This window comes from Thiorhodovibrio frisius, from assembly GCF_033954835.1.
Taxonomy (GTDB): domain Bacteria; phylum Pseudomonadota; class Gammaproteobacteria; order Chromatiales; family Chromatiaceae; genus Thiorhodovibrio; species Thiorhodovibrio frisius.
The window spans coordinates 2487608-2500889 of the sequence record NZ_CP121471.1; the positions used below are offsets into that span (position 1 = coordinate 2487608).

General features: G+C 54.6%; 9 protein-coding genes. 2 read left to right on the forward strand and 7 right to left on the reverse strand.

The window, feature by feature from the left end; all coding sequences use genetic code 11:
* Positions 1-82 precede the first annotated feature (82 nt).
* Entirely contained in the window at positions 83-319 is a 237-nt protein-coding gene (locus Thiofri_RS11605) for a DUF2281 domain-containing protein (protein ID WP_009151700.1), read from the reverse strand.
* Between the two features lie 66 nt (positions 320-385).
* Positions 386-1033 carry a toll/interleukin-1 receptor domain-containing protein gene (locus Thiofri_RS11610; RefSeq protein ID WP_040858630.1) on the reverse strand — a complete coding sequence of 216 codons (648 nt, stop codon included), beginning with the start codon at positions 1031-1033 and terminating at the stop codon, positions 386-388.
* A gap of 336 nt (positions 1034-1369) precedes the next feature.
* Between Thiofri_RS11610 and Thiofri_RS11615 the strand changes: the two genes are divergently transcribed.
* Entirely contained in the window at positions 1370-6271 is a 4902-nt protein-coding gene (locus tag Thiofri_RS11615) for a chemotaxis protein CheB (protein WP_009151698.1), read from the forward strand.
* The gene (locus Thiofri_RS11620; protein WP_223296888.1) at positions 6268-7407 is read left to right on the forward strand and encodes a serine hydrolase; all 1140 of its coding nucleotides are present in this window, start codon (positions 6268-6270) and stop codon (positions 7405-7407) included. Before Thiofri_RS11615 ends, Thiofri_RS11620 begins: the two co-directional genes overlap by 4 nt.
* Before the next feature lie 290 nt (positions 7408-7697).
* Here the strand turns inward: Thiofri_RS11620 and Thiofri_RS11625 are convergent, their stop codons facing one another.
* From Thiofri_RS11625 to Thiofri_RS11645, 5 genes are read right to left on the reverse strand one after another with little or no spacing between them, the layout of a single operon-like run.
* The gene (locus Thiofri_RS11625; RefSeq protein ID WP_009151696.1) at positions 7698-8120 is read right to left on the reverse strand and encodes a hypothetical protein; all 423 of its coding nucleotides are present in this window, start codon (positions 8118-8120) and stop codon (positions 7698-7700) included.
* Between the two features lie 2 nt (positions 8121-8122).
* Positions 8123-8776 (reverse strand): hypothetical protein, encoded by a 654-nt coding sequence (locus Thiofri_RS11630; protein ID WP_009151695.1) that lies wholly within the window; start codon positions 8774-8776, stop codon positions 8123-8125.
* 27 nt (positions 8777-8803) lie between these two features.
* Positions 8804-9196, reverse strand: coding sequence for a type II toxin-antitoxin system VapC family toxin (locus Thiofri_RS11635; protein ID WP_143742117.1), 393 nt, complete (start codon positions 9194-9196; stop codon positions 8804-8806).
* A complete protein-coding gene (locus Thiofri_RS11640; RefSeq protein ID WP_009151693.1) occupies positions 9186-9422 on the reverse strand; it encodes a hypothetical protein in 237 nt (78 codons plus the stop codon). Before Thiofri_RS11640 ends, Thiofri_RS11635 begins: the two co-directional genes overlap by 11 nt.
* Before the next feature lie 55 nt (positions 9423-9477).
* Positions 9478-13185, reverse strand: coding sequence for an ATP-binding protein (locus Thiofri_RS11645; protein ID WP_009151692.1), 3708 nt, complete (start codon positions 13183-13185; stop codon positions 9478-9480).
* Positions 13186-13282: the final 97 nt, after the last annotated feature.

Sequence of the window (13282 nt, forward strand, 5' to 3'; positions counted from 1 at the left end):
GAAAGACCGCCGCTACACTGCGACTGATGTCTTTGCCGTGACTCATAGGGATGGATTCTCGAACTGGCCTGGACCGCAAGCCTTAATCTTCGTGCGGATAGAGCAGTTGAGAGTCGGTGATTTCCTCTTCTAGATGCGTAATGTCCACGCTTTCCAACTGTTGCAATGCGAGGTCGATATTGATGGGATAACCTTCTTCATCGGCCGGCTCGTGCATGCGCAGGAAATCAATAAATAGCTTGACGTCCTCCAGAAGGGTTTCGGGTAAGGTCTGAATCTCGTTTTGGAGTTCGTTTCGCAGTTGTTCCTTGCTAGACATGGGTCTCTCTTTGCGCCTTTTTGTAAACCTTGTTCGACTCGACCATCTTACCAACTGCCTTGCCGATTAGTCAGTCCCGGCGCTCGGCGGAGCATTTGGCGCTACATTCGCCGATGCTGATGGCGGAGGTGCTTCCTCTCTGCGCGTCTGTAGCGCTTCTCTGAGACTAAAATAGCCGTCGTCGAAGGACAACCTGAAGTCCGCAGCCTTGATCCCCTGAAGTGCTTCCGGAGGTTCGGCGTCATCAAGCAATACCGGAAAGATCCGTTTGTTTTTCTGGACGGCCTTGGCGATGGCCGGATTTGCCCAGTTTGCCGCGATGCTCTGATGAGAAATCACAAAAATGATGTCGCTGCTGCTGTCGAATAACTCCTTGAGTTTGTCCTCGACATTGTCGCCGACCTGAACCTCTTTCTTGTCCCATAGGACTCTGAAGGGCGCAATTTTCAACGCTTCATAGAGCTTGGCGACGAAACGGGCGTCTTGCACGTCATAGAGGATAAAAATCTTGCGGATGTCGTTTTTCCGCAGCGTCGCCAGACTCAACCCGAAGATCATTACTGCTGCCAGACCGGTCAGCACATAAAGCACAAGCTCAAGCCCGGCTGCGTAGTCGACCCCGCCGAGAAAGACCAGCGCCAGGTAGAACACCACCATCAACCCAAGGATGACGGCGACGAAATGTGTTACAATTGGCTGTTCTTTCTTTTTCATCGCGATCAGCGGTCTCCAGACCCAAGACACCAGAATCCTGACCAGTGGAAGTCTATCTTGTTAAGGCCCACTGGACCGAGGAAATATCATTCAAAGGGCAATCAAGAGGGGGCCCGGTCGAAACGATTTCTGAAGAAGGCCGGCCGTCATGAAGCAACCCCCTGAACAGGTCAGTGACAACATATCAAACCGCCCCTGGCTCAAAGCGATTACAGAGCGATTCAGGGAGAGCACGTAACAGAGACATGATTCCATCCTAAATAGTGCGCTACACTTTGCAAACAACACCGCATGGTGCGTCTGGCGGATGCTCCTGCAAGCGCATAGGTCTTACTTATGACAACGAAGCAGAATTCTTTCTCTTCTCCTGACACGCCAAGCGACGGCGAGCCGCAGCCCAGCGAATCACGCGAGGACAGCTTTCCCATCGTCGGCATCGGCGCCTCGGCCGGCGGGCTTGAGGCGCTTGAGAAGTTTCTCGACCATCTCGACGCGAATCCGGGGATCGCCATTGTGCTGGTGACCCATCTGGACCCCAACCGCAAGAGTCTGATGAGCGAACTGCTCGCCAGACATACGCAGATGGCGGTGCATGTGGTGGAGGATGATCAGGAAGTCTGCGTCAATGCCATCCATGTGTTGCCGCCCAACCGCGACATGATCATCAAGGACGGGCGGCTCCAGCTCATGGCCCCGGTTGCGGTGCGCGGGGTACGCCACCCGATCGACAGCTTTTTGCGTTCCCTGGCCGAGGATCGTCGCGAGGATGCGGTCGCCATTATTCTCTCGGGAACTGGCAGCGATGGTACCCAAGGTCTGCGGGAAATCAAGGGCCTGGGCGGCATGACTATTGTTCAGGAGCCAACCTCGGCCAAATATGAGGGCATGCCGCGCAGCGCGCTGGCCACCGGCCTGGTTGATCTGGCGCTGCCGATTGAGGCCATTCCGGCCAGCCTGCTGGACTATGCACGTGGCGTCAAAAATCTGGCCAATCATCTGAACGACACCTCCGCGTCCGAAGACACTTCACTCCAGCACAAGTCCGAGGATCCAATTGGTGGGATTCTCGATCTGATCCGTGAGCGACTGGCGTTCGATTTTACTGACTACAAGCGCGCCACCATTGAGCGGCGCATTGAAAAACGCGCGCTACTCAAGGCCAGGGGGTCCAAAAAGGACTATTTCGAGCTGTTGCAAGGTGATCGCGACCGGCATGAGCTGCAGGCCTTGCTGAAGGATCTGCTCATTGGCGTCACCAGCTTTTTTCGCGATCCCGAAGCTTTTGCGCTCTTGGAGCACGAAGTGATGCCGGCGCTGTTGCAGCACAAGAAGCCTGGCGACCCAGTCCGGATCTGGGTGGCGGGCTGCGCCACCGGTGAGGAAGCCTATTCGGTGGCGATCCTGGTGAGGGAGGCCATGGAGCGGAACAAGCGCGTCGATAACGTGCAAATCTTCGCCACCGACATCGACCCCGCAGCGGTCGGATTTGCCCGTACCGGCATCTATCCAACCAGCATCGCCGCAGATATCACGCCCGAACGGCTCGCGCGCTGGTTTCGACGCAAGGATGCAGGCTACATCCTGGTCAAATCGGTGCGCGAGTTGATTCTCTTTGCTCCGCATAATCTGCTCAATGATCCGGCATTCTTAAGTCTTGATCTCGTTGTGTGCCGTAATCTATTAATTTATTTAAACAACGATGCGCAGGATCAGGTCATCCAGCGGTTTTATCAAAGTCTGCTACCCAGGGCCCATCTGCTACTGGGGCCATCGGAGGCGGCCTCCCGGTCCACCGATTTGTTTCAGATTCTGGACAAGAAGTGGAGGCTCTTCCAGCGCAGTCCGCTCGAAATGAAGCCGCGTCAATGGCTGGCTTCAAGCCCGCGCTTTAACGTTCCCAATGAGTCGAACGCGAAACCCTCAACGCTCAAGCGCGAGAGTCCAGCAGCCGTGCTCGATCGACAGCTCTTGCGCCGTTATGGGCATCCGGCAGTGTTGATCGACGCCTCAATGAACCTGCTCTACTACTTCGGTGATACCTCGCTCTTTTTGATCGATCCAGAGGGCGAACCAACCTCCAGCCTGATCCGCAAGGCACGCCCCGAGCTGCGCCTGCGTTTGCGCACCGCCGTCCATCAGGCCAGCACCTCCGGCGAGCCGGTCACGCTCGAGTCCGTTGCCGTCCCCGGCTGTCCGGATCGCTATGCCATCCATGTCGAGCCGCTGAACGAACCAATCTCGGGTGGCTTCGCGGCGGTGATTTTCGAGCGGAGCGCACCGACCGCGCTGACGCCGAGTTTGACTGACAGCGCGCCTGAGAACGATACCCGGGTGCTCCGTCTGGAAGAGGAACTTCAGGTCGCTGGCGAGCACCTGCGCGGCACCGTCGATGAGCTGGAAACCACCAACGAGGAACTTCAGTCATCCAACGAAGAACTCCTGGCCATGAACGAGGATTTGCAGTCCTCGAACGAAGAACTCGAGGCCTCCCGCGAAGAACTGCAAGCCCTCAATGAGGAGTTGATCACAGTCAATGCCGAGCTCAACGACAAAGTCAACGCCCTAGAAGACGCCAACAGCGATATCGAAAATCTGCTCACCAGCAGCAATCTGGCGACGCTCTTTGTCGACAAGGAACTCAAGCTGCGCCGCTTCACACCTGTAGCCAAGGATATCTTTCATATCATGGGCGCCGATTTGGGCCGCCCCCTCGACCATCTCGCCAGCCGACTCGAGGACGCCGAGCCCCTGTCCGTCGACTGCGCCAAAGTGCTTGCATCCATGGAGCCGCTGGAGCGCCAGGTCGCCACCAACGACGGTCGGCATTATCTGATGCGGCTCAGCCCCTACCGCAGTGTCGATGAGAGCGTTGACGGCGTCATCCTGACCTTTGTGGATTTCACCGATCGCCACAAGGCTGAGATGCGCCTCGAGCACCTGGTTGAGGAGCGCACGCGTGAGATTCGCGAGCGCGACGCACTCATGACCTCAATGCTGCAAGCCTATCCGGGTGGTTGGATCATGGTGCTCGATGACGCGCGCCGCTGCCTGTTTGCCCAAGGTCGAGGACTCGCGGCAATCGGCATGCAGCCAACCGATGCGATCAGTGGCAGCGCGGAGCCTGTCACCTTGGCCAACGAATTACCCGTCGCCATCGCGCGCGCCTTCAACGGCGAAACCCTGGACTGCGACTATGCGCTTGCGGGCCAGCACTTCATTTTGACGGCCTCACCCCTGCAGAACGGCAGCGATGAGATCGATGGCCAAGGCCGGATCATCCTGGTGGCGCGGAACATCACCGAGCGCAAACGCGCCGAACAAGAGCTCGCGCATTCCGCCTGGCGACTGGCCGAGGCGCAGCGGATCGCCAATGTCGGCGATTGGGAATTGGATGTACGCACGGACAAAGTCAGCTGGTCGCCGGAGTTGTATCGCATCTTTGGGCTCGATCCGAACGAACCACTCCCCGACTATGAGGGCAATCTTGCGCTCTACCTTCCGGAAGATGCGGCCAAGCTTGATGCCGCCGTGCGGCGTGCGGTTGAGCACGGGGAGTCCTATTCACTCGAAGCGCGTCGGGTTCAATCCGATGGTCGGGAGATTTTCATACTCGCGCGCGGTGAGCCGTGGCGAGATGAATCCGGCACGGTGGTGCGGCTCTACGGCTCCGCGCACGACATCACAGCACTCAAGGAGGCTGAACAGAAGTATCAGTTGGCCCATCAGCACTTGCTCGAGGTTCTCGAGAGCACCACGGATGCGTTCTTCGAGCTTGATGCAGACTTTCGGATGACTTACATCAACGAAAAGGGCGTGCGGGCCCTTAGCTGTGAATCAAAAGAAGAATTGCTAGGCCGCAACCTGTGGGAGATCTTCCCTCAAGCTGTCGATACGGTCTTTTATCACGAATACCGCCAAGCCATGCGGACGCAGGTTGCGACCCATTTCGAGGGGTACTTCGAACACTTGGACAATTGGTATGAAATTCACGCTTGCCCGTCGCCTACTGCGTTATCCGTGTTTTTTCAGACGATCACCGAGCGCAAGCGCAACGAGCGGCAACTGCGCGAGATTACCGAAAAAGCGCTGGCGGCAAGTCACGCGAAGAGTGCGTTTCTCGCCAACATGAGCCACGAGATCCGCACCCCCCTCAATGGCATTGTCGGCATGCTCGATCTGCTCAAGATGACCGATCTAAGCGCCGAGCAAGACGACTATGCCGTGCAGGCGACCCATTCTGCCAAACGCTTGACCCGGTTGCTGACCGATATTTTGGATCTCTCGCGGGTCGAGGCGGGGCAGCTTGAGTTGAAGCAGGAGTCCTTCGTCCTCACTGAACTCCTGGATGCCATCCTGCAACTTTTTGAACCCGCCGCGAAGCAGAAAGGACTCGAACTGCTCATCAAGCTGGACCCTGATGCGCCGCGCTGCCTGAGTGGCGATGCAACGCGCGTGCACCAGATTCTCGGTAACCTGCTCGGTAACGCGATCAAATTTACACCAAGCGGGCGGGTCAGTCTTGAGGCGCTCTCCCTCGGCAACGGGCGCCGAGGTGAGCTCCCGATGCTCTTTATCCTCAAGGATACGGGCATCGGCTTGACGGAAGATAAACTTGATGGCTTGTTCGAACCCTTCTTGCAGGTTGAGAACAACTTCACCAAGCAGCATGACGGCGTGGGCCTGGGGCTTTCCATCGTCAAGCGCCTGGTGCAACAGATGCGTGGATCCATCTGCGTCGGCAGCGAACTGGGTCGTGGAACTGAATTCGTTCTCTCACTGCCCTTTGCCTGTGTCGAGGATGTCCAGGTGATGTCTGCCGCTGTCGAGGACAACGAGCAAGATTGCTTCGCCGGCTTGCGCGTGCTCGCCGTCGAAGACGAAAAAGTCAATCAAATCGTCATTGCCCGTCTGCTGGAAAAGAAAGGCTGCAAGGTCGCCACCGCCGAGAACGGGCGCGAGGCGCTTGAGGTATTGCGCGCCGAGTCTTACGACATCGTCCTGATGGATCAGCAAATGCCGGAAATGGATGGTATCGAAGCGACCAAAGCCATCCGGCGCGGAGATGCCGGCGAGCGCGCCTGCAACATCCCCATCATTGCGCTAACGGCCTTTGCGATGGCCGGCGACAAAGAGCGCCTAATGAATGCAGGAATGGATGCTTATGCGCCCAAGCCCATCAGTATCGAGCAGTTGCGCACTGCCATCCGCGAGGCAATCGCCAAACGCGCGAATAATTGACGGATGAGATGCACATCGCCCGCGCCTGCTTAAACCGCTTCTTTAATCCAGACCCCACGAGAAATACCAAGGAAAACCTTGAGATGAAAGGGTTACAACGATTGCGCCACCCCCTCCGTTATTTGGCCCACCGCTTGCCTTGGCAGTCGGGCCGGATTTTACTGCTGATATTGCTGCTCGCTACCCTGATGCTGGTCGCCACATCATGTGCGTCCAAGTACGCATACCCCGCTGGCGATGGCACGCAAAGGGCGTCTGTTGCAATGGCAGATGCACCAGCGTGGTCATCGCCAGAGTCTGGCTCCTCTCTGGATGAGTGGATACGGGCGAACTTGCGCCCCAGAGCCAGTCGCTGGAATCAGCTCGATCCCTCAGGCTTGCATTTACACGCAGCCAGTGCATTGATCGTCGATGAGTACGGCAACCGTCTCTACAGCAAGAACGCCCAGCAGATCAGGCCTATCGCCTCGATCACCAAGCTGATGACCGCAATGGTGGTGCTGGATGCGGGGGCGCCAATGACGACTCGCATCAAAATCATCGAGGATGACCGTGACCGATTGCGCAACAGCCGTTCGCGACTGCGCCTCAATGAGGCGATCCTGTCGCGCCGCGAGATGATCACCGTGTCGGTCATGTCCTCTGATAACCGCGCCGCGCATGCCCTGGCACGAACGACCTTTCGTGGTGGGACCCCGGCCTTCATCAAGGCGATGAACCGCAAGGCGATATCCCTTGGAATGTTAAATACCCATTTTGCTGATTCGAGCGGACTCAACGGAAACAATCGCTCGACCGCGGAGGATTTGGTCAAGCTGGTTAAGGCGGCGGCCAGCTACCCCTTGATCCGCGAGATTACCGAGCAAGGTGAAATCACCGTGCGGCCCTTTGCCGACGGTACCTCGTTGCCATATCGCAACAGCAATCCTCTGGTTAGGACTCCCGACTGGCAAGTGGAAGTCAGCAAGACCGGTTTTATCAACGAGTCCGGTTACTGCCTGGCGATGCAAGCGCGCATCGACAACCGTCCGGTCATTGTGATTCTTCTCAATGCATCGGCTCGTTGGGCCACGGTGAGCGACTCAAACCAGGTGCGCGACTGGCTTCTGGGCCAGAACCAGGCTGCCGGGAGTTAACCCCCAAGAGCAAACCCCCCGAGAGCAAACCCCCTAGACAAACCAGCTGAGTCCAGCCATGCGAACTACACTGAACTTCGATGATGATCTGCTAGTTGGAGAGTAAGAATCGTCGCGTTCTTCAATCGGTCAATGACCTTTCGCGCAAAGCCAGCGCCGTGTGCCCGCCGCCATTTGCGGCGAGATACTGATGCGTCCCAACCGCCACTAGTTCTCCGCCTGCATCGCCGCCTTCCGGCACCAGTTCACAGCGGCAACCCATCGATGTTGCCTACTAAAATTAAATTGTTTTACTCGAAATAACCTTTCCTATAAAGCAGTAGAGATTCAATTTTTGCTTCAGGGTTAAGTGTATGTTCTGGCGCGTATATAGCCAACCCTAAATTAGATGAAACTAACCCATCATTTTCGATTTTTAATTCATCGTCTGTAGCGGAAAGAAAATTAACGCTTTCTTGAAAGCTCTGCGTTAATAAATTGACTTCCTGAAAAACAACATTATTAGAAGAGTCATCAGTAAACTCTATAGCCTCAACCTTGTTACCTGTATCATAGTAAATATGAAACCCGAGATAGCCATCGGTGGTGTTCTTGCTGAAAGCTGTCTTCATAAACTCCTTATTTGGGGTGCCAAGCAATTTCCGAACATCTGCTCGATCCATTGAGAACTTAAGACCCCCTAGGGATGCATAGGGAAGAAAGTTAAAAACCATAACTACACCTCCTGTTCTTGAAGTTGGTTAGCGTACTTTTGCGCTTGAGCAATACCTTGGTCATATTTCGAGCCAAATTTAGTCCTGATATCATCTATATCCATTTGCAAAGCTTGGTCAAACTTGCCTTCCTGGATGAGTTCTCCTTGTCGGGCGCGATATTCCCGCGCATCTTTTGAGTTGCCAAAGCTCGCCGTTTCATGATGATCCTGTTTTTCCATCTGAACGCAAGGACCATCGCTTCTGGCGATATCGCTCACGGAGTCTGCTGGAATATGATGCCGCTCATGCCCTTCACGAGATGGGATGTCCTTATATGCACCACCTTTGGTATTTTCTTTTTCGATTGTTTCTAGCCCATTTGATTCCGTTTTCATCTTATCTATATCTGTAGATGAGGTATCACTGGAATCCCAAGATCCACCAAAACCAGAGTTCTGATTTGTATCGCTGAAACTGTGAGTCGGTTTTTCATCCCATGGCCCATCGAAACCCGCTCCTGGTCGTCCCGCGTCGCCCCGAATTGTTTCCTGAGTGTCGAAGCCCGGTCGCTCTCCCGGCACATCGAAGCCGCCGCGAGTTGCAGCATCACCTCCCGTTTTGGAGACTGTTTCCTGAACAGCCTGCTTGCCGATTTCTCCCGCTGCGATACTCATAAAGGCATTCTCCGTTATCGGTGCGACTCACCAAATGACTCTAACAGATTTGGATTCCGAAATGACCGGATCGTTGGTAATCAAGACCGCATTCATACAAACTGCCGTTGCGGCAATGAGTCGGTCGTGAAGCTCCGGAATATCGAGGATGCGAAACGCTTGGTTCACAATATCGCCAGTTATTGGTTCGATTGACGCTTGCGGATACTGATTAACATAATCAGACAGTTCCGACAGGCTCGTTTCAATTCGCCGCCGCTCAGCGAGATAGCCCAATTCCGCGACCGCCATCGCTGGAATGGCCAGACGCTGAGTGCCAAACTCAACCTGTTCGAAGATGTCTTTGATTCGCAATGACAATCTGCGATTTTCAAGTCGCAAGATGATTGCCATGGTGTCAGTGACGTAGTCAATTTTCACGGGGGTAGCGGTCTTGGTAAGCAATGAACTCTTGCTCCAGATGTCTGGCTTCGCCGATATCAAGCTGGCGTAATTCGTAATTCATATCAGAAGAATAAGGCGTCTGTGTGCTGCCTTCGCGAACGTGCAAAAAATCAATGAACAGTTTAATCTCTTTTAGGGCTTGAATGGGTAAGTCCTTAATGCCCCGCTCTATATCGAATTGGAGTTGGTTAATGGTGGACATAGCCGTTTCCTGTCTGATATGGAGTACCTGAGTGTCTGACTAATAATTGGCCGTTTCAACTTTTGCGTTCCTGATAATTCCGCAAGATAGCTGGCGCTCGCGGATCGGTCCAGAAAATCATGGTGAGCAGTTCTTCGCTCAGAGTCCGCTCCGTGGCTTTCGATGGAACGACGCCTGAAAGCAAAGTGCGGATTACCTCGCGCAGGTAGGTGCTCAGACTGTTGATATCCTGCTCAGTATCGTGCCAGTTGTCTTGCAACCGGCGCGTGGTGTCAGGATCGATACGGTTCATGTAATAGGCAAAGAACGGGATTGTCAGGCGATCATCGCGGCGCAGGTAACGCATGTGTTCCCGAAGCTTGGAGGTGATTTGCCGCTGATCCGTTGCATTGTGAGAGCCCACTGACGGCGCAACAAGGCCGTCCATGCCGTCGAACCACAGATCCACGAAGCTCTGGTTCATCTCAAGACAGCGGTCGTAGCAACCTGGGTACTTCGCGTTAAGCTCGTAAGACAGCTTGCTCGCGTAATGGATCACATAGCAAGCCAGTTCAAGACTTTGATTCTTGCGTGTCCGGCGGGTGATCAGATCATGCAGTCCAACGCGTAGTTCCGGCAGATGATCGATCTCGTCCATGAGCATCAGGACAAAAGCGCCCATGACCGCAAAATAGATGTCCCGGTCATAGCTGCGGAAATCGGTTCTCGCATAGACCTTGGGGATGCTGGGGTGCTTCTCAAAGCCAGGGTAGCGGCGAAACACGAAGGCGTTTTCGGCATGGAATGGCCCCATGGTTTCGGTAATCCGTTGATCATCGACAAAGGGCAGGTCACCAGCGGAAAAGCTGTCGATTTGCACCAGAAAAGCTTTGTCCATGCCTTCCCTGTGCAGCACAGCCTGTCCAACGCCAAGCAGGCTCAGCTCCCGGCTTTGCTCATCGGTCAGATTCATGGTCGAGCCGACATAATCCCGATCATCTTTGGCCAAAGTGCGGTGGACGATCTTCATATTTGTGTTTTTGATTACATCCTGGGTCAGTTTTGATGGAATTTGATCCACCACGATCAGTCCCTGGCCCAGGGTGCGGATTTCGGAAATCACATTCGCGAAGGTCTCAACCGCCTTGCCGCGGGTATTGCCGACTTCCGACGAAACATGCTCAGGCACACGCCGCAGCAGTCGGTGGGCTTCCTCGATCAGCAGCACATGCTTCAGGGATGTGCCTGGTCGGCTATAGTTTTCGCGATGTTCGTAAATGGCCGAGAGAATCAGCCCCATCAAAAAGCATTTTTCCTCGTCATCGCCGATGTGCTTCAGTTCCAGTACCACCGACTCCTTCAGCAGCGTAGCCATCGGGGTGGAACGACGCGTGTTAAGCATCAGCCCCTTACTACCAGTCAGCAGGCTAGAAATCCGCGCTTTGAGGGCAGCGGAATAGTTCATCGTTTGCTCTTGCGCGTACTGCTTGCTGTTGACCACGTCGTCGATTTTTTCGTACAAATCCTGCATGGTGGGCAGGAAGTCGAAAAATCGCTCGGCGTCTGCGAGTGAGTCGAGTGATTCCGAACCAGAATCGGTCGATGCGACACCGTGCAGATAGATGTTGGTCGATGTCGATAACTCCCAGCCCTTGTCCTGATAGACCTCGATAATGGCCTCTTCCAGAATGTATGGCATGGCCGCATACATCGGGAAAGCCGCGCTGAAAACCGACTTCAGGTTGTCGATGTGGGTGAGCAGGTTGCAGCCAGGGCTGAACTCAAACGGATTGATCCGGAAGGGCGAAACGGTCTCTCCACCCAGAGTCAATATTTTCAGGTCGGGCAGAACCGTGAGCATTTGCCGATACTCGGTCTTGGCCGGCTCGATCACCATGAAAGGCAATCCTAAGTTCCGCAACAAACCCATGCAGGTATTCGTCTTGCCTGAGCCGGTCACCCCGCAGGTGAACAGGTGCTTCTGCAACAAAGCGCGCGGCAGAAGGTAGGGCATGGTATCCACGGGTGTTCGCTTGTGGATGACCAGTCCCAGCCGAACGGAGTCAGTCTCTTCGGGAACCTTGTAGTTCACCCCGAATGATGTTGACGAGCGAATGGTCACGCCCTGAACTTCCTGTCGGGGCACATTCATGATGATGGAAAGTTCTTCGGTATTCAGCGGCGTGCTGACGCCTCCCAACGCTGGGCCGAGGGGATGACCAACCTGAGCTTTGCGGATTTGCTCCCAGGCTTGATCTAGTGCTTCCTTGGAATAGTCTCCGGGCGCTTGGCGAATGGCCTCCAGCATGTTGTAGCGTTCTTTAGGATTCGCCTTTTCAATCAGGCCGAGCATTTCCGCAACGGAGCGACCCCTACTGGACGCATAATTCTTCAGCTTTTGGCTAAAGCTGACAGCTTGTGCCACGTTGCGGCTTTCCTCGCCATGGAGAAACAGGTTATAAAGCGGGTTATTGAAGTTGACCAGATACTGGCCGAGTGCTTCGGCGTTTATATTGACGCTACGCACCGGCTCCCAGTAAGTGGTGTCACCAGAAAAGCAAGCGCGCAGTAATCCTTTGGCACGAAGTTGAGTGTACTTATTCTTCGTCAGCAGATAGACACCGGCGTTCCAAAATCCAAGATTCTTGCCTTTCTGTAATCGTTCGATGTAGGCATCAGTCAGCTTTTCGCAGTGCTCAGCGATCTTGCTCAATTCTTCGCGGCCGACGGTCGTGCTGCGGTTCCAATTGCGGGCATAGCCGCCGGTACCGCCGAGACCGGTCATCTTTGAAGAAGTATTCGCTACCGATTCAGTAAAAGACGTGGCTTTAGTGATTGGGGCACCGCTAAGCCATGCTCCGACAGTGCCTAAGCCGCCTCCAATAAGGCTACCAACAGTTCCTCCAATTACGGTGCCAATTCCGGGTACGATTGAACCGATAGCAGCACCTAAAATGCCACCTCCCGCCGCACCGCCAGATGTTAGAGCGCCGCCGCCGCCGAGAGAGGTCGATGCTTCAGTATCCGATGTACTCTCCGTAATGCCACTTCCTTGTCCTCCGAAACCAAACATGCCAATGTTCACCGTGTCCGATAATCCTTTCATATTTTGAATCGTCGAACGAACCTGCGCATGCACCGAAGAACCAAGATCGAATAGGTTGTTAATCATCCCATCAATAACAGCCAAAGGTACTGGTTCAGCTATGTTCACGAGGCAATAGTCTTCTCCGCGCATGCCTTCGATGAAGCGGTCAATCCCCTGCACATAGGGCGCATCATGCTCGCGCACCCGTAGCGATGGAATACCCGGAAACGCCAAGGTATGGCCATGCTCAGCCAGAGGTGCGATGACCTGATCCCAAGTTTCATCCGCCGACAGTGGACTAAACCGCGCACCGAGAAAGTTACCGTGCATGGTTGACCCGAGCATCCGCGCATATTCATTTGTGCTCACGGTGGTTTGCGAGCCAATTCGGCGGGCGAGACCGTAGTATAAGGAAGCACCCACGTCGGTGCCGCGAATCACAGATACCAAAGTATGAGAGTCATCTTTCATCGCTGCCAGTACATTCTGCATGTGCAGAAGATGCAAACCCTCCCTGCCATTGCCCTCGTGACTGACCTCGTCCAGCCGGATCATGCGCAGATGCGAGCGATAGTCGAAAACATCTGCTGCTGGGTTCATGGCAAGTTCGAGCCGTTCTGGATTGATAAAATCGAGATAGCGGCGCTCCAACGCGAACAAGAGATGCTCGTCAAAACGTTCTACAAATTTTTCCATTATCTTTCAGGCACGAAAGGCAGTAGCAAAGCCGATGCTTGCTAATTATTTTCAGAATCATTGACTGGGAAAACCAATGATTGACTGAGCGCAATAG

Coding starts and splice junctions, on each gene's coding strand:
- Thiofri_RS11640 (WP_009151693.1), bottom strand. CDS start 9,422: ATGTCCACCATTAACCAACTCCAATTCGATATAGAGCGGGGCATTAAG.
- Thiofri_RS11625 (WP_009151696.1), bottom strand. CDS start 8,120: ATGGTTTTTAACTTTCTTCCCTATGCATCCCTAGGGGGTCTTAAGTTC.
- Thiofri_RS11615 (WP_009151698.1), top strand. CDS start 1,370: ATGACAACGAAGCAGAATTCTTTCTCTTCTCCTGACACGCCAAGCGAC.
- Thiofri_RS11630 (WP_009151695.1), bottom strand. CDS start 8,776: ATGAGTATCGCAGCGGGAGAAATCGGCAAGCAGGCTGTTCAGGAAACA.
- Thiofri_RS11610 (WP_040858630.1), bottom strand. CDS start 1,033: ATGAAAAAGAAAGAACAGCCAATTGTAACACATTTCGTCGCCGTCATC.
- Thiofri_RS11605 (WP_009151700.1), bottom strand. CDS start 319: ATGTCTAGCAAGGAACAACTGCGAAACGAACTCCAAAACGAGATTCAG.
- Thiofri_RS11645 (WP_009151692.1), bottom strand. CDS start 13,185: ATGGAAAAATTTGTAGAACGTTTTGACGAGCATCTCTTGTTCGCGTTG.